Annotated in this window: 21 protein-coding genes; 12 read left to right on the forward strand and 9 right to left on the reverse strand. The window is 65.1% G+C overall.

Annotation, left to right across the window (positions count from 1 at the left end; translation table 11 throughout):
* The first annotated feature begins 23 nt into the window (after positions 1 to 23).
* Positions 24 to 407 (forward strand): hypothetical protein, encoded by a 384-nt coding sequence (locus CAG29_RS15640; protein WP_085656805.1) that lies wholly within the window; start codon positions 24 to 26, stop codon positions 405 to 407.
* A gap of 45 nt (positions 408 to 452) precedes the next feature.
* On the opposite strand, the gene CAG29_RS15645 is transcribed toward CAG29_RS15640, so the two are convergent.
* Complete coding sequence (locus CAG29_RS15645) at positions 453 to 680, reverse strand: YgdI/YgdR family lipoprotein (protein ID WP_085583123.1); 228 nt, start codon at positions 678 to 680, stop codon at positions 453 to 455.
* Between the two features lie 201 nt (positions 681 to 881).
* Between CAG29_RS15645 and CAG29_RS15650 the strand changes: the two genes are divergently transcribed.
* From CAG29_RS15650 to CAG29_RS15665, 4 genes are all read left to right on the forward strand, one after another.
* Complete coding sequence (locus CAG29_RS15650) at positions 882 to 2,534, forward strand: VRR-NUC domain-containing protein (protein ID WP_085694742.1); 1,653 nt, start codon at positions 882 to 884, stop codon at positions 2,532 to 2,534.
* Positions 2,531 to 4,831, forward strand: coding sequence for an ATP-dependent DNA helicase (locus tag CAG29_RS15655; protein WP_085694743.1), 2,301 nt, complete (start codon positions 2,531 to 2,533; stop codon positions 4,829 to 4,831). Before CAG29_RS15650 ends, CAG29_RS15655 begins: the two co-directional genes overlap by 4 nt.
* Before the next feature lie 158 nt (positions 4,832 to 4,989).
* Entirely contained in the window at positions 4,990 to 5,898 is a 909-nt protein-coding gene (locus CAG29_RS15660; RefSeq protein WP_085583117.1) for a zeta toxin family protein, read from the forward strand.
* Between the two features lie 90 nt (positions 5,899 to 5,988).
* The gene (locus CAG29_RS15665) at positions 5,989 to 7,527 is read left to right on the forward strand and encodes a PAS domain-containing sensor histidine kinase (protein WP_085694744.1); all 1,539 of its coding nucleotides are present in this window, start codon (positions 5,989 to 5,991) and stop codon (positions 7,525 to 7,527) included.
* Here the strand turns inward: CAG29_RS15665 and CAG29_RS15670 are convergent.
* From CAG29_RS15670 to CAG29_RS15685, 4 genes are all read right to left on the reverse strand, one after another.
* A complete protein-coding gene (locus CAG29_RS15670; protein ID WP_085632498.1) occupies positions 7,505 to 8,860 on the reverse strand; it encodes a sodium:proton antiporter in 1,356 nt (451 codons plus the stop codon). The genes CAG29_RS15665 and CAG29_RS15670 overlap by 23 nt on opposite strands.
* Before the next feature lie 27 nt (positions 8,861 to 8,887).
* Positions 8,888 to 9,499, reverse strand: coding sequence for a Yip1 family protein (locus CAG29_RS15675; protein WP_085583111.1), 612 nt, complete (start codon positions 9,497 to 9,499; stop codon positions 8,888 to 8,890).
* A 133-nt stretch (positions 9,500 to 9,632) separates the two neighbouring features.
* Complete coding sequence (locus tag CAG29_RS15680; protein WP_085583109.1) at positions 9,633 to 10,112, reverse strand: nuclear transport factor 2 family protein; 480 nt, start codon at positions 10,110 to 10,112, stop codon at positions 9,633 to 9,635.
* Between the two features lie 52 nt (positions 10,113 to 10,164).
* A complete protein-coding gene (locus CAG29_RS15685; protein ID WP_085583107.1) occupies positions 10,165 to 10,731 on the reverse strand; it encodes a TetR/AcrR family transcriptional regulator in 567 nt (188 codons plus the stop codon).
* Between the two features lie 237 nt (positions 10,732 to 10,968).
* Between CAG29_RS15685 and pssA the strand changes: the two genes are divergently transcribed.
* On the forward strand, positions 10,969 to 12,312 hold the full coding sequence (gene pssA / locus CAG29_RS15690) for a CDP-diacylglycerol--serine O-phosphatidyltransferase (protein WP_085583105.1): 1,344 nt from the start codon (positions 10,969 to 10,971) through the stop codon (positions 12,310 to 12,312).
* Positions 12,313 to 12,528: 216 nt separating this feature from the next.
* Here the strand turns inward: pssA and efeO (CAG29_RS15695) are convergent, their stop codons facing one another.
* Genes efeO (CAG29_RS15695) through efeU form a run of 4 tightly spaced genes read right to left on the reverse strand, consistent with a single transcriptional unit; the run spans position 12,529 to position 16,754 of the window.
* On the reverse strand, positions 12,529 to 13,353 hold the full coding sequence (gene efeO / locus CAG29_RS15695) for an iron uptake system protein EfeO (protein WP_085632504.1): 825 nt from the start codon (positions 13,351 to 13,353) through the stop codon (positions 12,529 to 12,531).
* A 19-nt stretch (positions 13,354 to 13,372) separates the two neighbouring features.
* Positions 13,373 to 14,677 (reverse strand): iron uptake transporter deferrochelatase/peroxidase subunit, encoded by a 1,305-nt coding sequence (gene efeB / locus CAG29_RS15700; RefSeq protein ID WP_085694745.1) that lies wholly within the window; start codon positions 14,675 to 14,677, stop codon positions 13,373 to 13,375.
* A 17-nt stretch (positions 14,678 to 14,694) separates the two neighbouring features.
* Positions 14,695 to 15,894 (reverse strand): iron uptake system protein EfeO, encoded by a 1,200-nt coding sequence (gene efeO, locus CAG29_RS15705; RefSeq protein ID WP_085694746.1) that lies wholly within the window; start codon positions 15,892 to 15,894, stop codon positions 14,695 to 14,697.
* 8 nt (positions 15,895 to 15,902) lie between these two features.
* Positions 15,903 to 16,754, reverse strand: a complete 852-nt coding sequence (gene efeU / locus CAG29_RS15710) for an iron uptake transporter permease EfeU (protein WP_085656815.1) — start codon at positions 16,752 to 16,754, stop codon at positions 15,903 to 15,905.
* A 281-nt stretch (positions 16,755 to 17,035) separates the two neighbouring features.
* Here efeU and CAG29_RS15715 point away from each other — a divergent pair, with 281 nt between their 5' ends.
* The 6 genes from CAG29_RS15715 (at position 17,036) to CAG29_RS15740 (ending at position 23,944) form a co-directional block, all read left to right on the forward strand.
* Positions 17,036 to 18,052 carry an AraC family transcriptional regulator gene (locus CAG29_RS15715; RefSeq protein ID WP_085583095.1) on the forward strand — a complete coding sequence of 339 codons (1,017 nt, stop codon included), beginning with the start codon at positions 17,036 to 17,038 and terminating at the stop codon, positions 18,050 to 18,052.
* Positions 18,053 to 18,238: 186 nt separating this feature from the next.
* Positions 18,239 to 19,903 (forward strand): AMP-binding protein, encoded by a 1,665-nt coding sequence (locus CAG29_RS15720; RefSeq protein ID WP_085694748.1) that lies wholly within the window; start codon positions 18,239 to 18,241, stop codon positions 19,901 to 19,903.
* Positions 19,904 to 19,919: 16 nt separating this feature from the next.
* Positions 19,920 to 20,681 carry an SDR family NAD(P)-dependent oxidoreductase gene (locus CAG29_RS15725; RefSeq protein ID WP_085583091.1) on the forward strand — a complete coding sequence of 254 codons (762 nt, stop codon included), beginning with the start codon at positions 19,920 to 19,922 and terminating at the stop codon, positions 20,679 to 20,681.
* Positions 20,682 to 20,693: 12 nt separating this feature from the next.
* Positions 20,694 to 21,887, forward strand: a complete 1,194-nt coding sequence (locus CAG29_RS15730; protein WP_085583089.1) for an acetyl-CoA C-acyltransferase — start codon at positions 20,694 to 20,696, stop codon at positions 21,885 to 21,887.
* A 141-nt stretch (positions 21,888 to 22,028) separates the two neighbouring features.
* A complete protein-coding gene (locus CAG29_RS15735; RefSeq protein ID WP_085694749.1) occupies positions 22,029 to 23,156 on the forward strand; it encodes an acyl-CoA dehydrogenase in 1,128 nt (375 codons plus the stop codon).
* Positions 23,157 to 23,170: 14 nt separating this feature from the next.
* Positions 23,171 to 23,944, forward strand: a complete 774-nt coding sequence (locus CAG29_RS15740) for an enoyl-CoA hydratase (RefSeq protein WP_085694750.1) — start codon at positions 23,171 to 23,173, stop codon at positions 23,942 to 23,944.
* Positions 23,945 to 24,056: the final 112 nt, after the last annotated feature.

Here is a 24,056-nt window from a genome sequence, read left to right on the forward strand (position 1 = left end):
CATTGAGTACAGGAGATTCAAACGTGAAACGTTTCAAGGGGTATGTCGTTGTTGCGGGCATGGCGCTGATGACGGCCCAGGCCTGGGCCGATCTGCCTCACAGCTCGATTCTGAGCCGTTACGGGGTCAGCACCGATGAGTTGCCGGCACCGGCCGAGACCGAGCCCGCCGAACCCGTCGAAGAGAAAAGCCGTTTTCAGCTCCAGCCGGAGCAGCCTTTGGTGACCGTGCGTCTGGGCGACGGCAAGCCGCCGCAAGAGCCCACCGGCAACCTCAGCATCGACAACATGGCCCGTCAGGACCTCGAACGCTGCCAGCGCATGCAGGCCGAAGTGGCCCGGCGCGGCGGTCAATACATCCGTTGCGACAACAGCCTTCCGGGGATGGCGCCGCCGTCGCCGCATTGAGGGCAATGCCCGGGAGCTGCCGCCCGGCAGCTCCTTGCGGGCCGGTCAGTCCTGCTTGCGCACGGTGGCCACTTCATCGCCGCGCACTTTGATCTTGGCGCCGGAAATGTCCTCGAACTCATAGAAACCGTCCTTGGTCTTGGTCTCCGGCATGTCCTTGGTCAGGTACTGGGTGCCGTTCTGCAGCGTCACCACGGTCGGGGTCGAGCAGCCGGCCAGCGCCAGCAGGGCCGCCGCCAGTGAGGCGCCCAGCAGTTTGGTTTTGATTCCCATCGTTTCATGTCCTCGATTCATTCGGTCCGGCCGTTGTCGGCCTTCTAACGCGGTTGGTGCCATAAGGCTCGGAAAAGTTCGATGGACTGGCGAAAAAAACCGTCGGCGCAGGCCATTGATCCTTTTTCGTTTGCGCCAGGCTTGCCCGAGCTGGTATCTGTACGCATAACCAGTATCCGTACGCGACGACCCGACATCACCGTGACAGCCAATCCCCTCGACGATCCGTTCTATTACCTTAACAATTTTCGGCAAGTGCTTGATTGGCTTGAGCTTCGTTATGCCGATGTGATGGACGAGGCGGAACACGCGTTCATCCACGGCTTCAAGGCGCTGCCCCAGGCCTCCCAGGGCCTGCTGGTGCGGCTGGTCATGCGCAAGGGCGTGCATTTCCGGGCGGGCAAGCTCGGCTACGCGGAGATCGGCGACATCGGCGAGGCGTCCCTGGCGCTGCTGGAGCGGGGCTGGCTCGACGAATGCGCACCGCTGTCGATGGCCGAGCTGTTCGACGTGCTGCTCAAGGATGAGATCCTGCAGGCCTTCGGCCCGTACATCGACCGGCCCAAAGGCAAGAAAACCGAGTGGCTGGCGTCGTTGGACGAACGCTTCCCCGAAGCGCGCCCGCTGCGCGGCTGGTGCCCCGAGCTGGACGAGCGCCTGTTCAGCCTGACGGTGATGGGGCTGTGCGACCGCCTGCGCCTGATGTTCTTCGGCAACCTGCATCAGGACTGGTCGGAGTTCGTGCTCGCCGACCTTGGCATCTACGCCTACGAAAAGGTCGAACTCAGCGCCGACTCCCGCAGCCTGCGCAGCCGGGCCGACGTCGATGCCTGCCTGTTCCTGCATGACTGCCAGCAGCGTTTCGAGCGCGGCGAGCCGCTGCAAGCGATTGTCGGGCAACTCGCCGCGCTGGCGTTCGACAACCCGTGGCTGCAGCGCCGACGCGGCAAGCTGCTGTTCCAGATCGCCCAGTATTGCGAACGCCTCGGCGAGTTCGCCCAGGCATTGGGCATCTACCGCGACTGCGCGTACCCCGGTGCGCGGCTGCGGATGATCCGGGTGCTGGAGCGCTGCGGGGAATACGGCCTGGCGCTGGAGGCGGGCGACCTCGCCGAGCAGTCGCCGGAAAGCGCGGCCGAAGCGCAGGGCCTGCAACGGGTGCTGCCGAGGCTACGGCGCAAGCTCGGCGGCCCGCCGGTCAAGCGTGCGGCGGCCAGGCCTGTGGAGCGTCTGGACCTGCACCTGCCGCGCCTGGATCCGGCGCTGTCGGTCGAGCAGTGCGTCCAGTTGCACCTGCATGAAGACGACGGCCCGGTGCACTACGTGGAAAACAGCCTGATCAATTCGCTGTTCGGCCTGCTGTGCTGGCCGGCGATCTTCGCGCCGCTGCCGGGGGCGTTCTTCCACCCGTTCCAGCGCGGCCCGGCGGACCTGCACCATGAGGATTTCCAGCCGCGCCGCGCCGAGCTGTTCCGGGCCTGCCTGGCCGAACTCGACGACGGCCGCTACATCGACACGATCCGCACTCGCTTCGTCGCCAAGTGGGGCCTCCAATCGCCGTTCGTGTTCTGGGGGGCATTGACCGAAGCGCTGCTGGAGCAGGCGTTGGCCTGCCTGCCCGCCGAACACCTGCGGCACTGGTTCGACCGCCTGCTGCTGGACATCAAGGCCAACCGCGCCGGCATGCCCGACCTGATCCAGTTCTGGCCCGGGCAACGGGCCTACCGGATGATCGAGGTCAAAGGCCCCGGCGACCGCCTGCAAGACAACCAATTGCGCTGGCTGGAGTTCTGCGACCTGCACCGCATGCCCGTGGCGGTCTGCTATGTCCAGTGGCAGGAGCCGGACCTGTGAGCTACAGCATCGCGGTGCGGGCGCTGTGCGAGTTCACCGCCAAGTGCGGCGACCTCGACCTGCGTTTCACACCGTCGCCGACGGCGCTGGAGGGCATCGCCGGCCACCGCACCGTCGCATCCCGCCGCAACGACAACTATCAGAGCGAAGTGGCGCTGGAAGGCGAATTCCGCCACCTGAAGGTCAAGGGCAGGGCGGACGGCTACGACCCGGCGCAGAACTGCCTCGAAGAGGTCAAGACCTTCCGGGGCGACCTGGCCACGCAACCGCCCAACCATCGCCAACTGCACTGGGCCCAAGCCAAGGTCTACGGCTGGCTCATGTGCCGCAGGCTCGGGCTCTCGCGGATCAACGTGGCGCTGGTGTACTTCGACATCGTCAGCGAGAAGGAAACCTGCCTGGTCGAGGCCTGCAGCGCCGACGACCTGCAACGTTTCTTCGAGCAGCAATGCGGATTGTTCCTGCAGTGGGCCGAACAGGAACTGGCCCACCGCCAGGCCCGCGACCTCGGCGCGCAACAACTGGGGTTTCCCCACACAGGCTTCCGGCCCGGGCAGCGGCACCTGGCCGAGTCGGTGTTCAAGGCCGTCAGCACCGGCCGCTGCCTGATGGCCCAGGCGCCCACCGGCATCGGCAAGACCCTCGGCACCCTGTTTCCGATGCTCAAGGCGTTGGCGCCGCAGCAACTGGACAAGGTGTATTTCCTCACCGCCAAGACACCGGGACGGCAACTGGCCCTGGACGCCGCGCACGTGCTGTTCGAGCGCAACGAAGCCTTGCCGTTGCGGGTGCTGGAAATGGTCGCCCGGGACAAGGCCTGCGAGCATCCGGACAAGGCCTGCCACGGCGAATCCTGCCCCTTGGCCCGGGGCTTCTACGACCGTTTGCCGGCCGCGCGGCAGGCGGCCAGCCAAGTGCGCCTGCTGGATCAGGCGGCGATCCGCGAGATCGCCCGGCAACATGCGGTCTGTCCGTATTACCTGAGCCAGGAAATGGCCCGCTGGGCTGACGTGGTCGTTGCGGACTACAACTATTACTTCGATTTCAGTGCGCTGCTGTTCGGCCTGGCCCAGTTCAATCAGTGGAAGGTCGCCGTACTGGTGGATGAGGCGCACAACCTGGTCGAGCGCGGGCGGCAGATGTACAGCGCGAGCCTCGACCAGGCGACCCTGGACAGCGTGCGCAAGGCTGCGCCCGAGGCCCTGAAAAAGCCGCTGCAGCGGGTCAACCGCGAGTGGAACGCCCTGCACAGCGACCAGACGGCGCCGTACCAGGCCTACGACAAGGTGGGGGAGAAACTGCTTCAGGCCGTTTCCCTGTGCTGCGCGAGCATCGGCGACTACCTCAACGATCACCCGCAGGGGCTCGACAGCGGCCTGCAGAACTTCTACTTCGAGATGCTCCAGTTCGGCCGGGTGGCGGAACTGTTCGACGCGCACTACCTGTTCGACATCAGCAAACGCGACCTCGACCGCAAGCGCCCGCGCTCACAGCTGTGCCTGCGCAATGTGGTGCCTGCGGCGTTCATCGGCCCGCGCCTCGGCGCCGCCCGCAGCGCCGTGCTGTTTTCCGCGACGCTCGCCCCGCGCCGGTTCTACACCGATCTGCTCGGCACGCCGGCCGACACGGTGTCGATCGACGTCGAATCGCCGTTCTGCGCCGAGCAGTTGCAGGTGCGGATCGAAAGCCGGATCTCAACGCGGTTCAACCATCGTCAGGCGTCGCTGGCGCCGATCACCGAATTGATCGCCCGCCAGTTCGGCGAGCGTCCGGGCAATTACCTGGCGTTCTTCAGCAGTTTCGATTACCTGCAGCAAGTGGCGCAGCTGTTGGCCGAGCGCCATCCGCACATTGCGCAATGGCAGCAGGCGCGGGGCATGACAGAAGAGCGGCGCCAGGCGTTTCTCGACCGTTTCACGGCTGACGGCCAAGGCGTCGGGTTCGCCGTGCTGGGCGGCGCGTTCGGCGAAGGCATCGATTTGCCCGGTGCGCGTTTGATCGGCGCCTTCATCGCCACCCTGGGCCTGCCGCAGCTCAACCCGGTGAACGAGCAGATGAAGCGGCGCATGGCGGCGGTGTTCGGCGCCGGCCATGACTACGTTTACCTGTTTCCCGGTGTGCAGAAGGTGGTGCAGGCCGCCGGGCGGGTGATCCGCACCCAGGAGGACCGCGGCGTGGTGACGCTGATCGACGATCGGTTCGCCGAAGCCCGGATCCGGCAATTGCTGCCGCAGTGGTGGGCGCTCGACGCCTCTGAGGAGGCGTCTGCAAAAGCCCTTGTGCCTGTAGGTCGTTGACCCTCTCACTCGTGTGTTATGGAACTGGGCTTGTAGGATTTTTCATTAATAAAATCAAAGAGATATCCGGTAAATCTTTCGGCTTTGAAAATGTCGCAGACATCAGGCCTTATCGGTGCCGTCACTCACGACAGAACCTTGATAAGGAAATCAATGACATGTCCGAACTTGCGACCTATGCCTACACCCCTGCCGACGTGAACGCTGCGTATACCGACATCCGCGAAGCGTTGTTCACCGGCAAAGAGGCCAGCGAAGTCCCGCAGTTGCTGATCACCGCCGGACTGCAAGGCTCCGGCAAGACCTACTTGCTGGAAAAGACGCTGCTGCCGTCGGGGCAGTACGCGAACTACATCCGGCTGTACTCGCCGGACTTTCGAAAGAAGCATCCGCAATACGACACCATGCTGCGCAAGGGCGTGCTGCACGCGTACGAACACACGGAGTCGTTCGTGCGCGAAGTCTGCGCGAAACTGTTCGAAGAGGCCTTCACCGGCCGGTATTCCATGATCGTGGAGTGCGCCTTCGACGACATCGATTTTGCGAATCTGCCGGCCTTCGCTGCAGGCGCCGGCTACCGGATCGAAGCGCACATCGTCGCCTGCAGCCTGCCGTTCGCGTTCATCTCGGGGGTCAAGCGGGCATTCAGAAGCCTTGAAAAGCAGGAGCTGGAGCGGTTCGTGCGGCCGTCGGACCTGCGTTCGAGCCTGGGCAATTCCCACGCGGTGCTCTTTGCCCTGGAAAGCGCGGCCAAAACGGTCGACGGATCGCAGATCCACCTGTACGAACGGGGCCTGGGCGCCCTCAATGACCGTGTGCTGCGCCGGCAAAGCACCTACAGCCTGGATGAGTCGAAAAAACTCACGGTGACCTCGATGCTCGAACCCTACCGCTACAGCGACTACGAGCAGGTCAGCGGCAATACGGTCAACACGACGGCTGAACGCGACGAAATGATCAGGGAATGCCACCTGGCCCTGAGCAAGACGGCCGCGCATGTGGATCAGGTTCCGATGTTTGTCTACAACGCACTTCACGCCCGAATCGTGAAGCACGTCTACCGTTGACCGCATTCGGGGGCGTCGATCTGCACGGGCCGCTTCTCAATCCCGTGGTTTGACGCATACTCCTGAGAGTCATGACGGGTGTGTGAGCCGATGAGCGAAAATTTCAGCAAGAATTCGATCAGTGAAGAAACGCGTTTTCGCCTGTTGATCGATGCGGTGGTCGACTACGCGATCTACATGATCGACCCACATGGCGTCATCACCAGCTGGAACTCCGGGGCCAAGCGCTTCAAAGGGTACGAGAAGGCGGAGATCCTCGGTGAGCACTTCTCGCGGTTCTACACCGAGCGCGACCGCGCCGCCGGCTTGCCGCAGCGCGCACTCGACACCGCCATCCGTGAGGGGCGGTTCGAGGGCGAAGGGTGGCGCGTGCGCAAGGACGGCACGCAGTTCTGGTGCCATGTGGTGATCGATCCGATCTTCAGCCCCGGCGGGCAACTGCTCGGGTTCGCCAAGATCACCCGCGACCTGACCGACCGCAAGAAGGCCCAGGAGGCCCTGGAGAAAACCCGCGAAGCGCTGTTCCAGGCGCAGAAGATGCAAGCCATCGGCCAGCTCACCGGCGGCATCGCCCACGATTTCAACAACCTGTTGACGGTGATCCTCGGCAACCTGGAGATCGTGCGCAAACGGGTGGGGGACGACCCGAAGGTCAGCCGCCTGCTGGAGAACGCCACCGAGGGCGTGCTACGCGGCGTATCCCTGACCCAACGCATGCTGGCGTTCGCTCGCCGCCAGGAACTCAAGACTGAACCGGTGGACGTGGCCGCGCTGATCCAGGGCATCACCGGCCTGCTGCGCAGTTCCCTGGGGCCGGGGATCCGGATCGAGACCCGCTTTGCGCAGGGGCTCGATCCGGTGATGGCCGATGTCAACCAGCTGGAGCTGGCGGTGCTGAACCTGGCGACCAACGCCCGCGACGCGATGCCGGAAGGCGGTAGCGTGATCATCAGCACGCGGCCGGAGGTCGTGCTGGAGCATGCTCAAGCCCCGGTGATGGCCGGGCGGTATGTGTGCCTGAGCTTCGCCGACAGCGGCGAAGGCATGGACGATGCGACGCTGGCGTCGGCCAAGGATCCGTTCTTCACCACCAAAGGGCTCGGCAAAGGGACGGGGCTCGGGCTGTCGATGGTGCACGGGCTCGTCGAGCAACTGGGCGGGCGGTTCGTGCTCAAGAGCGAAAAGGGGCAGGGCACCACCGCCGAGCTCTGGTTGCCGGTGGCCGACGACGCAGTGGCTGGCAAGCCGCTGGCCTGCGCCGAGGATTCGCCGGTGGTCACGCGGCTGCGCGTGCTGGTGGTGGACGACGACAGCCTGGTGCTCACCAGCACGACGCTGCTGCTGGAGGACCTGGGCCACCGGGTGATCGGCGTGACGTCCGGAGCCCAAGCGCTGACGCTGTTCGATCAGGGGGAAGTCATCGACCTGATGATCACCGACATGGCCATGCCGAACATGACCGGCGCCCAGTTGGCCCATGCGGTGCGGGTGCTCAAGCCCGACCTGCCGATCGTCCTCGCCACCGGCTATGCCGAGCGCCTGGAAGGGTTTGCGGCGCAATTGCCGCGGCTGTCGAAACCCTTCACCCAGGTCAACCTGCTGGAGATCATCGCCCGGACGATGAAGTAGGGCGCTTGCGCCGCTCATAGCGGGCCAGCAGCGGCTGGGTGCTGACGCCGTGCAACAGGATGCTCAGCGCCACGACCGACAGGGTCAGGTCGGTGCACAAGGCCGTCAGCGCGTCGTTCAAGCCGTGGTTCTGGGCATAGAACAGGTAGAACAGGCTGCCGATGCCGCGGATGCCGAACCAGCCGATCAGCAGGCGCTGATGCCCCGTCAACAGCGATCCCCACGGCAGGAGCGCCACGCAGGCCGGTCGGATCAGGCCGAACAGCACGCCACCGACCACCAGCGCGCGCCAGTCCCAATGGGGCATGAGCACCACCCCGAGCAGGGTGAGCAGGAACACTTCCAGCGCCCGCTCCACCAGGCTGCCGAAGGCCAGCATGTCGCCCATCATGATGCCGGCGGCCACCTGGCTGTCCTCCAGGCGCTCGGTGTCGCCGTGCACCGCGTGCTGCGGTTCGACGTTCTGATGGCCCACCACCGGTTGCACCAGGTGTTCGGCCGGTGGTTGTTCCGCCCCGGTGGATCGTACCTCTACCTGGCGCAGGCCCAGGCCTGCGGCGAACACCGAGAGAAAACCGTAGCCGCCCAAGGATTCGGCCACCACATAGGCGAGGGCGATCAATGCCAGGGCCAGGTAATCGTTGGGGCTGACCGTGCTGTCGTCGTGGCGCAGGCGCAGCGACAAGGTGATCCGGCCGATGCCGCGCCCCAGCCAATAGCCGCTGAGCAGGCCGGCGGGCACGGCCCACAGCAGGCTGCGCAAGGCCCAGTCGGCCCACCTGTCCGACAGGTCACCTGCCGGCAACAGCAACAAGCCCAGCAGCACGAACGGAAAGGCGATGCCGTCGTTGAGCCCGGCCTCGCCCGACAGGCCGAAGCGCACGCTGTCGACGTCGCGGGCATCGTTGACCTGAACCAGCGCGGCGAGCACCGGGTCGGTCGGCGCCAGGATCGCGCCGACCAGCAGCGCAGGGCCCCAGCCCAGCCCCAGGCCGTAATGCAGCAGCAGGCAGACGCCGAGGATGGTCAGCACCATCACAGGTCCAGCCAGTCCGGCGGCGATCCGCCAGTTCCGGTCACGCAAGGGCAGGCGCAGTTTCAGCCCGCAGATGAACAGCGAGAACAGCACGGCGACTTCGGTCAGATGCTCCATCCACAGAGAGGCGCCGTCCAGCGAAAGCTTCAGCAGGCCCAGCCCGGCGGGGCCGATGGCGATGCCCAGCAACAGGCACACCGCCGAGGTCGTCACCGGCAGCCAGCGCAGGTATGAAGACGTCAGGGCGAGGGCCAGCAGCACGGCGCCGAGCACCGCGACCCAATCGATGAAACTCACGGCGAGCGGCCGGCGCCCCGACCGCGCCTAGCCGAGCGGCGCGCGCAGGTACTCCGGCGTCAGCACGTTGAACCACAGCAGGATCATCGACACCAGAATGGTCACTAGCACCAGCAGGCCGACGCCCCAGACGCTGGCCGCATAGAGCAGGCCTTGTTCCTTGCGTTCATGCATGAAGGTCGGCAAGCCGACGAACAGCAAGAATGTGGAGTACACCGAAGCCGCGCCCAACACCAGAATGGCGAGCCAGCGACTGGGGTACAGGCCGGCGATCCCGGCGATGAAAAACGGCGTGACGGTGTAGGCGGCGAAGCCGATGCACTGGTTGAGCGTCGGCCGCGCGTCGAACGTGCGCGACATCCAGCGGATGAACCCGCCCATGATCGCCACACCGGCGATGGTGGTGAGGTACAGCAGAAGGCTCAATTGCAAGGCGCTGGCGTTGCTGAGCCAGACCGTTTCCCCAGCCGCCAGGCTCCAGCCGACCGAGGTGGTGCCGATGAACAGGCAGACGGCGGGTATCAGGGCGAGCAACAGCAGGTGGGCGAGGTAATGCCGGGGATGGGCCTCTTCTTCGCGGCGGATGTCGCTCCAGGCGAAGTTGGGCTGGGTGAAGAGCTTGATGATGGGCGCGGACATGACGACCTCCGATCTTTCACGGCCCGGGCAGGGCTATAAAAGTATTGAGAGGCGCCTGGTGCGGCGGTTCAGTTTTTTCGACGGCGGACGCCCCGTCAGGGACGGGGCGCCGTGTCGTCAAGGCTGCGCGGGCTTACAGGCCCAGCTCCGAGAGGCCCGGATGGTCATCCGGACGCCGGCCCAGCGGCCAGTGGAACTTGCGTTCGCTTTCCTTGATCGGCATGTCGTTGATGCAGGCGTAGCGGTTGAACATCAGGCCGTTCTCATCGAACTCCCAGTTCTCGTTGCCGTAAGAACGGAACCAGTTGCCCGAGTCGTCGTGCCATTCGTAGGCGTAACGCACGGCGATGCGGGTATCGGAGAACGCCCACAGCTCCTTGATCAGACGGTAGTCCAGCTCCTTGGCCCACTTGCGGGTCAGGAACGCCTTGGCTTCGGCGCGGTTGTGGGCGAATTCGGCGCGGTTGCGCCATTGGGTGTCCAGGGTGTAGGCCAGCGACACGCGTTCCGGGTCGCGGGAGTTCCAGCCATCCTCGGCCAGGCGAACTTTCTCGATGGCCGATTCACGGTTGAACGGCGGCAATGGCGGACGAACTTCGGCTGCAGTAGACATATTTGTCTCCCGATCAATTAACAGTTAAACAACTTGTCGGCTTGTTTCGGCGTTACAGGTCCAATAACTTTCGCGCCATGCATTGCGCATTATCGGCGGCACTGTGATCACCCATCACAAGCGCTACGGTAATGGCGCCGTCGATCAGGATCAGCAACTGTCTGGCCAGCTGTTGCGGATCCTCGGCGCCATGTTCGGTGCACAGCTCGAACAGGTAGTCGAGCAGTTTCTGTTTGTGGTCTTTGGCGACCTGGCGCACCGGATCCTCGGGGTCGCCGGTCTCGCCGCTGGTGTTGATGAAGGCGCAGCCCCGGAAGCCTTCGGAGGCGAACCAGCCCTTGAGCACGGTGAACAGGTTGAGCAGGCGGTCGGCCGGGGTTTCGGCCTGATCCACCGCGGTTCTGTACCAGTGCATCCAACGCACGTCGCGGCGTTGCAGGGCGGCGACGGTGAGCTCCTCCTTGTTGGCGAAGTAGCGGTAGATACTTTTTCTGGAGACACCGGCGGTCTTCACCAGGAGATCCATGCCGGTGGCGGCGATGCCACTTTTGTAGATCAACTTTTCGGTGACATCCAGGATGATGTCGCGGGTCGTGTCGTTGCTATTGATTTCGTTCATGCGGCAAACAGTAGAACGATCGTTCTCCTTGGTCAAGAAGATATTTTGTGAATCTTCTCGATCGTTTTGGCGGATCGTCCCGGGCGCAGGGGTGGGGTTCTTGTTCTGTGGCGCTTTCATTGACGCCATCGCCCGCAGGCTGGCTCCCACAGGAGGTCTTTACAGACACTCACAAGACCGGGCCGAATCGATGGTGTAAGCTCTCGGGTTCTTCGGATTCGACCCATAGCGAGCCCTATGCCGTTGCTTTTCAAACGCTCCCTGCTGCCCAAGTTGCGCAGCTTTCCGCTGACCGCCGAGGCCGTGACCGTGCTGTCCGGCGCTGCCGAGTTCCGCCGTTGCCTGCTGGAGAAGATCGCCCAGGCGACCCAACGCATCTACATCGTTGCGCTCTATCTGCAGCACGATGAGGCCGGCCAGGAAATCCTCGATGCCTTGCATGCCGCCAAGCTCAAGCGCCCCGAGCTTGAGATCGCCGTGGTGGTCGACTGGCTGCGCGCCCAGCGCGGGCTGATCGGCGCCGGCAAGCAGCCGGGCAACGCGGCGTGGTATCAGGAGATGACCCGCACCCACCAGAGCACGGTGCCGATCTACGGCGTGCCGGTGCAGACCCGCGAGCTGTTCGGCGTGCTGCACCTCAAAGGCTTCGTGATCGACGACTGCGTGGTGTACAGCGGCGCGAGCCTGAACAACGTCTATCTGCACAAGTTCGACAAGTACCGCTTCGACCGCTATCACCTGCTGCACAGCCGCGAACTGGCGGATTCGATGCACCATCTGGTCAAGCATGGCCTGATCGAGTCGAAGGCCGTGCACCGCCTGGATCTGCCGAAACTGCCGACCACCCGCAGCCTGCGCAACGACATCGGCGACCTGCGCAGCCGCCTCAAGCACGCGGCCTACGACACCACGGCCGGCAGCACCGAGCGCAACGGACTGTCGGTCAGCCCGGTGCTTGGGGTGGGCAAGAACAATCCGCTGAACCGGGTGATCCTGGAACTGATCGCCAGCGCCCAGCGGCAGCTGACCATCTGCACGCCGTACTTCAACCTGCCGCTGGGGGTGGTCCGCGAGATCAACCGGGCGCTGGCCCGTGGGGTGAAGATCGACATCGTGGTGGGCGACAAGACCGCCAACGACTTCTACATCCCGCCGAGCGAGCCGTTCAAGGTGATCGCGGCGCTGCCGTACCTGTACGAGATCAGCCTGCGGCGGTTCGCCAAGCGCCATCAGCGCTCGATCGACAGCGGCCAGCTGAACCTGCACCTGTGGCGCGAGGGCGACAACAGCTATCACCTCAAGGGCATGTGGATCGACGAGCGCCGCACCTTGCTGACCGGCAACAACCTCAACCCGCGGGCGTTCCGTCTTGACCTGGAAAACGCGCTGCTGATCGACGATCCGAAGGGGGAGTGGCTGCAGCCGCGGCAGCAGGAACTGGACAACATCATGCGCCACACCACGCGGATCGCGCATTTCCAGAGCCTGGAAGCGTTGCCGGACTACCCGGCCGGGGTGGCCAAGTTCCTCAAGCGTGTGAGCCGGGTGAGGGTGGAGCGCCTGCTGTACCGCATTCTGTAGCGCTCTACAAAGGCCCGTTCACCTTTACGGGGATCCTTTGTGGGAGCAACTGTCTTGCTTCTGTTCTGCGGCGCCTTGAATGACGCCTTCGCTGGCAAGTCGAGTCGTCGCACCGCAGCTCCCACAGGAATCTTGGTGGATGCAGAAATGTGACCACTGCAAAATCCTGTGGGAGCGGGCTTGCCCGCGATAGGGCCCTTCAGAACACTACAAGACTCAGTTCAGACCCAGCTTCCCGCGCAAGGTGGAAAGGTCTTCCGCCAAGGTATTGACCGGCCCCACCAACGCCTTGCGGTCGTTCTCCTTCACTTTGTCATACGTCTCGAACCCGCCGTCCTGGGTGCGGTACTTGGCCAGGATCTTGTCCACGGTGGCGAAGTTCTTGTCGACCTTGGCCACGAACGCCTTGTCCTGCTTCTCGATCTGCGGGCGGAACAGGTCGACGATCTTCTTCGCGCCGTCGATGTTGCCCTGGAAGTCGTACAGGTCGGTGTGGCTGTAGCGGTCCTCCTCACCGGAAATCTTGGTCGCCGCCACTTCCTCCAGCAGCGCCGCCGCGCCGCCCACCACTTTCTCCGGCGGGAAGGTCAGGCCGGCGACACGGGCCTGCAGGTCCTTGACGTCCTTGTTCAAGCCGTCCGCCAGGGCATCCAGGCCGTCGGTGCTCTTCTCGGAGAACAGCGAATACTCGATGCGGTGGAACCCGGTGAAGTCTTCGGCCTTCACGCCTTTCTCGTGGTCGTCCACCCGAGAATCGATGGAGGCGTCGAGGTCGCTGAACAGCTCGGCGATCGGCTCGATGGACTCGTAGAACACCCGGGTCGGCGCATAGAGCTTCTGCGCGGTGGCCAGGTCGCCTTTCTTCACGGCGTCGGTGAACTGCTGGGTGTGGCTGGCCAGTTCATCCAGTTGCTCGGTGACGTAGATCTTGTAGTCCGACACCGGCCCCACCAGGTCCAGCGGCGCGGTGGCGGCGAAGGCCGAAAGCGGGGTGTTGAGCAGACCTAAGGTCAGCAGCAACGCGAGAGGCGTTTTCTTCATGGGGTGGCGGCTCCTGGGCTTATGCAGTTGTTTTGGGTTGGGTAGCGTTGAGCAGCGAGCGACCGATGAAGTCCTTGTCGCCCGTGACACCCGGCAGGGTGAAGAAGTAACCGCCGCCGATCGGCTTGAGGTATTCCTCCAGCGGTTCGCCGTTGAGGCGGGTCTGTACGGTGATGAAGCCTTTTTCCAGGTCGGCCTGGTAACAGATGAACAGCAGGCCCATGTCGAGCTGACCGTTCTTGTTCACGCCGTTGGAATAGTTGAACGGCCGGCGCAGGATCAGGTTGGCCTGGGTGGCGGCGGTGCGCGGGTTGGCCAGGCGGATGTGGGCGTCGAGCTTGGTCAGCTTGCCGTGGGGATCCTGGCCGTAGTCCGGCACTTCGGTCTCGTGATGGGCGCCTATCGGGGCGCCGGTGGTCTTCACCCGGCCGATGATACTTTCCTGTTCCTGCAGCGGCGTGCGGTCCCAGCGCTCGACGAAGTTGCGGATGATCCGCACCGCCTGATAGCTGCCGTGGGCGGCCCAGGCCGGTTCGTCGCTGCCCGGCTGCACCCAGACGATGCGGTCCATGACGCTGGCGTCGGTGGAGTCCGGGTTGGCCGAGCCGTCGCGAAAGCCCAGGAAGTTACGGGCCGACTGCGCAGGCGTACCGGGTTTCGCCGGGGCCTGGGGCGGCACGCTGCCTTCTTGCTTCCAGCGCACCAGCAGCAGGTCCGGCAGGTTCTTCACGATGTCGCGCAGGGCGTGGATGTTGGTGTCGGCGGTGTTGGAGCAGAACTGCAGGCTGAGGTCGCCGTGGCAGCAGTCGGCTTCGAGGGCGTCGTTGGGGAAACCGACCATGCGTATCAGCCGCTTGGGCTTGGCGCCAGCCAGGCCGAAGCGCTCGTCGAACAGCGATTCGCCCACCGAGACGGTGATGGTCAGGTTGTCCGGCGTCACCACCGGCCCCAGGATGCCGGAATCCAGCGGCGGCAGCTTCGGGTCGACCTGGGTCACCGGGCCGCCCTTCATCAGGAACGCGATGCGCTCGTTGAGGGTGCGGAACAGGCGCTCCAGGTCGTCACGGTCGGTGGCCAGCACGTCGAAGGCCACCAGCATGCCGGCCACCGGGCGCGGGGTGACGATGCCGGTCTGGTGCACGCCATGGAAGTCGTGGCGGTCCTGGGTCTTGTCGCTGCTGGGCGCTTCGGTCACTTGCGCAGGTTCGGCCGCTGCGGCCATCGCCGGGCAGCTCAGGGTGGAGCCTGCCAGCGCAACGCCGGCGGCGCCCATGCCCATCAGGAGGCGGCGGCGTTGCAGGTTGAAGTCTTCTGTATCGTTCATCGCGGGTCGTCTTCTGCTTACAGGCCGGAGAGGCCGAGGGCGGGGTCAATGGCGTCGAGGGTGTCGGCCAGGGTCTTGGCCTTGTCGGCGAGCTGCTTGCGCTTTTCGCCGCTGACGGTGTCGTAGCGCACGTAGGCGCCATCGGCCTTCAGGCCGTTGAGTTCGGCGTCGACGTCGGCGAGTGCCTGGTCAATCTTGGGCACCAGGTCGGCGGCGGATTTGGCCAGCATCGGGCGCAGCAGGTCGATGACCTTGCGGGCGGTCTCGACGTTGGCCGCAAACCCGTTGAGGTCGCTGTGGCTGTAGCGTTCCTCTTCGCCGCTGGCCATGCGCACGTCGGCCAGGGTGTTGAGGTTGCGCACCACGATTTCCACCAGTTGCTCCGGCGGCAGCGACTGGGCCAGCAACTGCAGCTTGAGCGTGGTCACGTCGTCCAGCAGCCGTTTGGCCACCGGGGCCAGGCCGTCGAGCTTGCGTTGCTGGAAGAGCCCGTACTCCAGGCGATGGAACCCGGTGAACCCCGGATCCTGTTCGCGTTGCTCGAAATAGTCGGCGCGGGCGCTGATGGCGTTGTCCAGCTCGCCCAGGCGCTGGGCGGCAGGGGCCAGGCGTTGATAGGCGGCACGGGCCGGCACGTACAGCGCCTGGGCCTGGGCCAGGTCGCCGCTGTCGATGGCCTGGTTCAGTGCCTTGACGGCGTTGATCAACGCACTGCTGTGCATGGCCACGTACACACGGAACTCCGACAGCGGCCCGACGAACGCGACCATCGACGGCTTGGCCTTGGCGGCGGCCTCGGAAGCGGCGGTGGGCGTCACGGTCAGCGTTCCGCGCGGGTTGCTGAGCAGGCCGCAGGTGATGGTGTAGGTGCCGGGCGCAAGGTTGGCGTTGATCACCTGGCTCAGGCCCGGCGCGATGTTTTCCCGTTCCTCGATCACCAGCACGCCGCTGAGGATTTCCCATTCCACCGCCCGGTCGGAGCGGTTGACGATGCGGAAACTGGAGTGGCCGGCCGGCACGGTCAGTTCATTCGGCTCGCAACTGCGCGGATGGATGTTGACCACCACTTCGTCGTGGTTGAGTTGACGCTTGGCCGCCGCCAGTTTCGAGGCGTAGTAGAACAGGCCGCCGGCGGCGATCATCACGATCACCGAGCCGGCCACCGCCCAGCGCAGGGCGCGGGGAGGGGAGGCCTGAAGAGAGGATGGCTTTGACATGAAGGCCCTTACTGGCTGGAAACGGAAGGAGATTTGTCGGCGGACTGGGGGCCGACGGCCGCCGCCGGATAGAAGAACACCGCCAGCGCCACCGCCAGATAGATCACGTAGGCACCCAAGGTGCTGACGGTCGGCGCGTCCTGATAGCCGAACATGCCGGCCAGCACCGAACCCACGGGGCCGTCCATCGGCAATGTCTCGCTGACGTCGAACAGTACGGTCTGCAAGTGGTTCCACAGCCCGGCCTCATGCAGGGCCTGCACGGAATTGGCGAGGATCCCGGCAGCGACCACGAGGATGAACAGCCCGGTCCAGCGGAAGAACGCCGAAAGGTTCAGGCGCATGCTGCCGGTGTAGATCAGGAAGCCGACGATGACCGCCAGGACCAGGCCGAGCAGGGCGCCGATCGGCGCGGCCGGGCCTTCGCTCTGCTGGAACACCGCCAGCAGGAAGAACACGGTTTCCAGGCCTTCCCGGGCGACGGCGAAGAACACCATGGCGATCAGCGCGATGACCTGGTGCTTGGAGGCGGTCAGGGCCTGGTCGAGGGACGCCTGCAAGGAGTGCTTGATCGAGCGCGCCACCTTGCGCATCCAGAACACCATGGAGCTGAGGATGCCCACGGCCACCAGGCCGACCACGCCTTCGAACAGTTCCTGCTGCTTCTGCGGAAACTCGGCGCTGACCAGCTCCAGGCCGCCACCCACCAGCAAGGCCAGGGCCGCCGCGAGAAACACGCCGATCCACACCGCCGGCATCCATTGCCCGCGGCCGGTCTGTTGCAGGTAACTGGCGATGATGCCGACGATCAGCGCGGCTTCGATGCCTTCGCGCAACATGATCAAAAAAGGGACGAGCATTCGGTGTCCATGGGGTCGGGAAATGTAGTTACAAGTTGTAACATAATGAAATTCATTCTCATATGGCATCCGTTGACATTTACCTGAACCTTAGCTGAACAACCTGTTTTTGCATGGCCGAAACAGCGGTGGCCGTAGAAGGAGATCCTTGTGGGAGCCAGCCTGCTGGCGATGACATCAGCGAAGGCGCTATAGGGCTGCTGCTCACCAGGAAATGTGCCGGCCTTGAGCCGCTGCGTTAAGATGCCGGCACTCGAACAACCACGGATCAGCCGCGCTCCATGTCGGAAAAAGACACCATCGCCATTCAGCTTGTGCGCGAGGCGCTGCTGCAAAGCTGCGCACCGGGCCAGGCCACGGAAGAAGTGCTGAACAAGGTCGGGATCGCCCCGGCGCTGCTGCAGACCGACCACAGCCGGGTGCCGGCCTCGCAGTACGCCAGGCTTTGGCGGCTGCTGGCCCGGCGCGGCGATGACGAGTTCTTCGGCATGGATCCGCGCCGGCTCAAGTCCGGCAGCTTGGCGTTCCTCTGTCGCACTGCGATGGCGCAACCCAACCTTGCCTTGGGATTGGCCAGCGGGCTGAGTTTCCTGTCGCTGATGCTGGACAAACTGCCGGCGCAACTGGTGCATCAGCAGAGCCTGGCGGAGATCGTTCTGCTGGAGGAGGACCCCGAGCCGCGCCGGGCGTTCACCTATTTCACCTACTGGATGATCGTCCACGGCGTGGCCTGCTGGCTGGCCGGGCGGCGGATCCCGATCCTGTCCATCGAGCTGCGTTGCGCGCAGCCGGACTTCTGCGACGACTACCGGGTGATGTTCTCGCAGAACCTGCGCTTCGACCGACCGCGTACCCGGATGATCTTCGCCGCCGATTGCCTGGACCTGCCGATCAAGCGCAGCGCCGATGAGCTCAAGCGCTTCCTGGCCCATGCCCCGGCCAACATCCTGGTGAAGTACCGCGACCCGCAAAGCCTGGCCAGTCGGATCCGTCACGACCTGCGCCAGTTGCCCGCCGAGCAGTGGCCGGAAACCGAAGCCCTGGCCCAGCAGTTGTGCATGTCGGCCTCGACCCTGCGCCGCCGGCTGGCGGAAGAAGGGCAGACCTGGCAGGGCCTCAAGGACGGCGTGCGCAAGGAACTGGCGATCGCCTGGCTGGCGGAGCCTTCGATCAGTTTCGCCGAAATCGCGGCGCGCCTGGGGTTTGCCGATGCCAGTTCGTTCTACAAGGCGTTTCGCAAGTGGTCGGGGAGCAATCCCGGGCATTACCGCAGCCTGATCCTGAATGAGGCGGTCTGATCTGGATTCTGCGATGAATTGACCGGCCTCATCGCCAGCAGGCCGGCTCCCGCAGGGCCTGAGCCTTGGCCAAACCGGTCATCCAACTTGACGCCTTTGACCATTGCCGCGCTCCCTGTGCGGAGCGACTATCCCGGTGTTGTTTACGGTTCCCCAACCTAATAAGAACACAGAGGGATTCTGGCAATGCGCGATTACTTGTCCGCCACCGAACAGTTCAACTATCAGCACACCGTGGACGCCGCCCTCAGCGGCACGCTGGAGGCGCTCAACGCCTGTGTCGAATGCTGTGACCGTCACGCCTTGCCGGGTCGCATCGCGTTGTTCTGGGAAGGCCGCGACGGCGCCAGCGCGACCTACACCTTCAGCGACCTGCAGGATCAGGCCGCGTGCTTCGCCAATTTCCTGCTCGCCCAGGGCGTGCGCAAGGGCGACAGGGTCGCCGGCCTGCTGCCGCGCAACATCGAACTGCTCATCACCGTGTTCGCCACCTGGCGCATCGGTGCGGTGTACCAACCGCTGTTCACCGCGTTCGGGCCCAAGGCCCTGGAACATCGCCTGAACAGTTCCGGCGCCAAAGTGGTGGTCACCGATGCCGTGAACCGGCCCAAGCTCGCCGAAGTCGACGGTTGCCCGACCGTGGTCACCGTCGGCGGCGCCAAGGGCCAGGGCATCGTGCGGGGCGATTTCAGTTTCTGGGCCGAACTGGCCCACCATTCCAACGTCTGCGAACCGGTGCTGCTCACCGGCGAAGACCCGTTCCTGCTGATGTTCACCTCCGGCACCACCGGCCCGTCCAAGGCGCTGTCGGTGCCGCTCAAGGCCATCGTCGCCTTCCAGAGCTACACCCGCGACGCCGTGGACCTGCGCCCGGAAGACGCGTTCTGGAACGTGGCCGATCCGGGCTGGGCCTACGGCATCTATTTCGGCGTCACGGGGCCGTTGTCGATGGGGCACCCGATCACGTTCTACGACGGCCCGTTCACCCTCGAAAGCACCTGCCGGGTGATCAACAAGCTCGGCATCACCAACCTGACCGGCTCGCCGACCGCGTACCGTCTGCTGATCGCCGGCGGCGACGAGTTCGCCAAGTCGATCAAGGGCAAGCTGCGCATCGTCAGCAGCGCCGGCGAGCCACTGAACCCGGAGGTGATCCGCTGGTTCGCGGACAACCTGGGCGTGGCCATCCACGACCACTACGGCCAGACCGAACTGGGCATGGTGCTGTGCAACCACCATGGCCTGGAGCACCCGATCCACCTGGGCGCCGCCGGTTTCGCCTCGCCGGGCCACCGCATCGTGGTGCTCGACGAGCAAAACACCGAACTGGGCGTCGGCCAGCCCGGCATCCTCGCCATCGACCGCGACCGCTCGCCGATGTGCTGGTTCGCCGGCTACGAAGGTGCGCCGACCAAGGCTTTCGTCGGCCACTACTACCTGAGCGGCGACACTGTGGAGTGGAACCCCGACGGCAGCATCAGCTTCGTCGGCCGCAGCGACGACGTGATCACCACGTCCGGCTACCGGGTCGGCCCGTTCGACGTGGAAAGCGCGCTGATCGAACACCCGGCGGTGATCGAGGCGGCGGTGGTCGGCAAGCCCGACCCTGAGCGCACCGAACTGGTCAAAGCCTTCGTGGTGCTCAACCCGCAGTACCGCGCCGAACCTGCGTTGGCCGAAGAACTGCGCCAACACGTGCGCAAGCGCCTGGCCGCGCACTCGTACCCCCGTGAAATCGAATTCGTCAGCGACTTGCCCAAGACCCCGAGCGGCAAGTTGCAGCGCTTCATCCTGCGCAACCAGGAAATCGCCAAGGCTCAAGAGGCCGCGGCGAAAAACGTTTCAGCTTGAATCCAAGGAAACCGTCATGCAGATCGAGAACAAGGTATTTATCGTCACCGGCGGCGCGTCCGGCCTAGGGGCCGCCACCGCCGAATCGCTGGTCAAGGCCGGCGCCAAGGTGATGCTGGTGGACATGAACGCCGAAGCCGTCGCCGCCCAGGCCCAGCGCCTCGGCGCCCACAGCACGGTGGCGGACATCAGCAACGAGGCCGCCGCCGAAGCCGCCGTGCAGGCGACGCTCAAAGCGTTCGGCAGCCTCAACGGGCTGGTCAACTGCGCCGGCATCGTGCGCGGCGAGAAGATCCTGGGCAAGAACGGCCCGCACGCGCTGGCCAGCTTCAGCCAGGTGATCAACGTCAACCTGATCGGCAGCTTCAACATGCTGCGCCTGGCCGCTGCGGCCATCGCCGAAAGCGAAGCCAACGCCGACGGCGAACGCGGGGTGATCATCAACACCGCGTCGGTCGCCGCGTTCGACGGCCAGATCGGCCAGGCCGCGTACTCGGCCTCCAAAGGCGCGATCGCCAGCCTGACCTTGCCCGCCGCCCGCGAGCTGGCGCGGTTCGGCATCCGTGTGATGACCATCGCCCCGGGCATCTTCGAGACCCCGATGATGGCCGGCATGACCCCCGAGGTGCGCGACTCCCTGGCCGCCGGCGTGCCGTTCCCGCCGCGCCTGGGCAAGCCTGCCGAGTACGCCGCGCTGGTTCGGCATATCATTGAGAACAGCATGCTCAACGGCGAGGTGATCCGTCTCGACGGCGCCTTGCGCATGGCCGCCAAGTAAGGAGGATTTGTCATGACCACCGCCAACGATCCGATCGTCATCGTCAGCGCCGTCCGCACCCCGATGGGCGGCTTCCAGGGCGAACTGAAAAGCCTCACCGCGCCGCAGCTGGGCGCCGCCGCCATCAAGGCCGCCGTCGAACGCGCCGGCATCCGGGCCGATGCCGTCGATGAAGTCCTGTTCGGCTGCGTGCTGCCCGCCGGCCTCGGCCAGGCCCCGGCGCGCCAGGCCGCGCTGGGCGCGGGGCTGAACAAGTCGACCCGCTGCACCACCGTCAACAAGATGTGCGGCTCCGGCATGGAGACCACCATCCTGGCCCACGACATGCTCGTGGCCGGCAGCGCCGACGTGGTCATCGCCGGCGGCATGGAAAGCATGTCCAACGCGCCGTACCTGCTCGACCGCGCCCGCAGCGGCTACCGCATGGGCCATGGCCGGGTGCTGGACTCGATGTTCCTCGACGGCCTCGAAGACGCCTACGACAAGGGCCGCCTGATGGGCACCTTCGCCGAGGACTGCGCCGAGACCAACGGCTTCACCCGCGAGGCCCAGGATGCCTTCGCTATCGCCTCGACCACCCGCGCCCAGCAGGCGATCAAGGACGGCGCGTTCAAGGATGAGATCGTTCCGCTGACCGTGACCGTCGGCAAGGAACAGGTGGTGATCAGCAACGACGAGCAGCCACCCAAGGCCAAGCTGGACAAGATCGCTTCGCTCAAGCCGGCGTTCCGCGAGGGCGGCACCGTGACGGCGGCCAACTCCAGCTCGATCTCCGACGGCGCGGCGGCGCTGGTGCTGATGCGCCAGTCCCAGGCGCAGACGCTGGGCCTCAAGCCGCTGGCGGTGATCCACGGCCATTCGGCGTTCGCCGACACGCCGGGCCTGTTCCCGGTGGCGCCCATCGGTGCGATCAAGAAGCTGATGAAGAAAACCGGCTGGTCCCTGGAGCAGGTCGACCTGGTGGAAGTCAACGAGGCCTTCGCCGTGGTCGGCATGGCCGCCATGACCCACCTGGAGATCCCCCACGAAAAGCTCAACGTCCATGGCGGCGCCTGTGCCCTGGGCCACCCGATCGGCGCGTCCGGCGCGCGGATCCTGGTGACGCTGCTCTCGGCCCTGCGCCAAAGGGGCCTGAAGCGCGGCGTGGCGGCGATCTGCATCGGCGGCGGCGAAGCCACGGCGATGGCCGTGGAATGCCTCTACTGATCGCCAGGTCCCAACCCCTGTAGGAGCCAGCCTGCTGGCGATGGCGGCGGATCATCGACCTCTCTGTCGACTGACACACCGCTATCGCCAGCAGGCTGGCTCCCACACGAAGCAGTCGGCGTGACTTTTTAAGGATTCACCATGATTCCCAACGAAGACCAACAACAGATCCGCGACATGGCCCGGCAGTTCGCCGAGGAGCGGCTCAAGCCGTTCGCCGCCGAGTGGGACCGCGAGCACCGTTTCCCCAAGGAAGCCATCGGCGAAATGGCCGACCTGGGCTTCTTCGGCATGCTGGTGCCGGAGCAGTGGGGCGGTTGCGACACCGGTTACCTGGCCTACGCCATGGCCCTGGAAGAGATCGCCGCCGGCGACGGCGCCTGCTCGACCATCATGAGCGTGCACAACTCGGTGGGCTGCGTGCCGATCCTCAAGTTCGGCAACGACGACCAGCGCGAACGCTTCCTCAAGCCGCTGGCCAGCGGCCAGATGCTCGGCGCCTTCGCCCTGACCGAGCCCCAGGCCGGTTCCGACGCCAGCAGCCTGAAGACCCGGGCGCGGCTGGAAGGCGACCACTACGTGCTCAACGGCTGCAAGCAGTTCATCACCTCCGGGCAGAACGCCGGGGTCGTGATCGTGTTCGCGGTAACCGATCCGGGCGCCGGCAAGCGCGGCATCAGCGCGTTCATCGTGCCCACCGACTCGCCGGGCTACAGCGTCGCGCGGGTCGAGGACAAGCTCGGCCAGCACGCCTCCGACACCTGCCAGATCCTCTTCGAGGACGTGAAGGTGCCGGTGGCCAACCGACTGGGCGAAGAGGGCGAGGGCTACAGGATCGCCCTGGCCAACCTGGAAGGCGGGCGCATCGGCATCGCTTCGCAATCGGTGGGCATGGCCCGCGCCGCGTTCGAGGCCGCCCGTGATTACGCCCGTGAGCGCGACAGCTTCGGCAAGCCGATCATCGAGCACCAGGCCGTGGCCTTCCGCCTGGCGGACATGGCCACCCAGGTCGCCGTGGCCCGGCAAATGGTGCATTACGCCGCCGCCTTGCGCGACAGCGGCCAGCCGGCGCTGGTCGAGGCGTCGATGGCCAAGCTGTTCGCCTCGGAAATGGCCGAGAAGGTCTGCTCGATGGCGCTGCAGACCCTCGGCGGTTACGGTTACCTCAACGACTTCCCGCTGGAGCGCATCTACCGCGACGTGCGGGTCTGCCAGATCTACGAAGGCACCAGCGACATTCAGCGCATGGTCATTTCGCGCAATCTTTGAGAAGGAATCCACACATGAGCTATGAAACGATCCTGCTGGAAACCCATGGCCGCGTCGGCCTGATCACCCTGAACCGGCCGCAGGCGCTCAACGCCCTGAACGCGCAACTGGTCAGCGAAGTGAACCGTGCCCTGGACGGTCTGGAAGCCGATGCGAACATCGGCTGCATCATCATCACCGGTTCCAAGAAGGCCTTCGCCGCCGGCGCCGACATCAAGGAAATGGCGGAGCTGACCTATCCGCAGATCTACATGGATGACCTGTTCAGCGACAGCGACCGGGTGGCCAACCGGCGCAAGCCGATCATCGCGGCGGTCAACGGTTTCGCCCTGGGCGGCGGCTGTGAGCTGGCGCTGATGTGCGACTTCATCCTGGCCGGCGACAACGCGAAGTTCGGCCAGCCGGAAATCAACCTCGGCGTGCTGCCGGGCATGGGCGGCACCCAGCGCCTGACCCGTGCGGTGGGCAAGGCAAAGGCCATGGAGATGTGCCTGAGCGGCCGTCTGATCGGCGCCGAAGAGGCCGAGCGTTGCGGCATCGTGGCGCGCATCGTGCCGAGCGACGAACTGCTGGACGAGGCGCTGAAAGTGGCGGCGGTGATCGCCAGCAAGTCGCTGCCGATTGCCATGATGGTCAAGGAAAGCGTCAACCGCGCCTTCGAAGTGAACCTGACCGAAGGCGTGCGCTTCGAGCGCCGGGTGTTCCATGCGGCGTTCGCCACCCATGACCAGAAAGAAGGCATGGCGGCGTTCATCGCCAAGCGCGAGGCTGAGTTCAAGGGCCAGTGAGGCGGCGCCGCTGCTGACGCCGTCGCTGGCAAGCCGAATCGTCGCACAGCAACTTCCACAGTTAACCGGGCCGTTCACAGATGGTGTGCTCGACACAGACCCTGTGGGAGCT

Origin of the sequence: Pseudomonas sp. B7(2017) (assembly GCF_002112745.1) — a bacterium.
In the GTDB taxonomy this organism is placed as follows: domain Bacteria; phylum Pseudomonadota; class Gammaproteobacteria; order Pseudomonadales; family Pseudomonadaceae; genus Aquipseudomonas; species Aquipseudomonas ekonensis.

Bases quoted from the DNA above. Each gene is read 5' to 3' on its own strand.
- CAG29_RS15645 (WP_085583123.1), bottom strand. From the start codon at position 680: ATGGGAATCAAAACCAAACTGCTGGGCGCCTCACTGGCGGCGGCCCTG.
- CAG29_RS15660 (WP_085583117.1), top strand. From the start codon at position 4,990: ATGTCCGAACTTGCGACCTATGCCTACACCCCTGCCGACGTGAACGCT.
- CAG29_RS15665 (WP_085694744.1), top strand. From the start codon at position 5,989: ATGAGCGAAAATTTCAGCAAGAATTCGATCAGTGAAGAAACGCGTTTT.
- CAG29_RS15675 (WP_085583111.1), bottom strand. From the start codon at position 9,499: ATGTCCGCGCCCATCATCAAGCTCTTCACCCAGCCCAACTTCGCCTGG.
- CAG29_RS15680 (WP_085583109.1), bottom strand. From the start codon at position 10,112: ATGTCTACTGCAGCCGAAGTTCGTCCGCCATTGCCGCCGTTCAACCGT.
- CAG29_RS15685 (WP_085583107.1), bottom strand. From the start codon at position 10,731: ATGAACGAAATCAATAGCAACGACACGACCCGCGACATCATCCTGGAT.
- pssA (WP_085583105.1), top strand. From the start codon at position 10,969: ATGCCGTTGCTTTTCAAACGCTCCCTGCTGCCCAAGTTGCGCAGCTTT.
- efeO (WP_085632504.1), bottom strand. From the start codon at position 13,353: ATGAAGAAAACGCCTCTCGCGTTGCTGCTGACCTTAGGTCTGCTCAAC.
- efeB (WP_085694745.1), bottom strand. From the start codon at position 14,677: ATGAACGATACAGAAGACTTCAACCTGCAACGCCGCCGCCTCCTGATG.
- efeO (WP_085694746.1), bottom strand. From the start codon at position 15,894: ATGTCAAAGCCATCCTCTCTTCAGGCCTCCCCTCCCCGCGCCCTGCGC.
- efeU (WP_085656815.1), bottom strand. From the start codon at position 16,754: ATGCTCGTCCCTTTTTTGATCATGTTGCGCGAAGGCATCGAAGCCGCG.
- CAG29_RS15715 (WP_085583095.1), top strand. From the start codon at position 17,036: ATGTCGGAAAAAGACACCATCGCCATTCAGCTTGTGCGCGAGGCGCTG.
- CAG29_RS15720 (WP_085694748.1), top strand. From the start codon at position 18,239: ATGCGCGATTACTTGTCCGCCACCGAACAGTTCAACTATCAGCACACC.
- CAG29_RS15725 (WP_085583091.1), top strand. From the start codon at position 19,920: ATGCAGATCGAGAACAAGGTATTTATCGTCACCGGCGGCGCGTCCGGC.
- CAG29_RS15730 (WP_085583089.1), top strand. From the start codon at position 20,694: ATGACCACCGCCAACGATCCGATCGTCATCGTCAGCGCCGTCCGCACC.
- CAG29_RS15735 (WP_085694749.1), top strand. From the start codon at position 22,029: ATGATTCCCAACGAAGACCAACAACAGATCCGCGACATGGCCCGGCAG.
- CAG29_RS15740 (WP_085694750.1), top strand. From the start codon at position 23,171: ATGAGCTATGAAACGATCCTGCTGGAAACCCATGGCCGCGTCGGCCTG.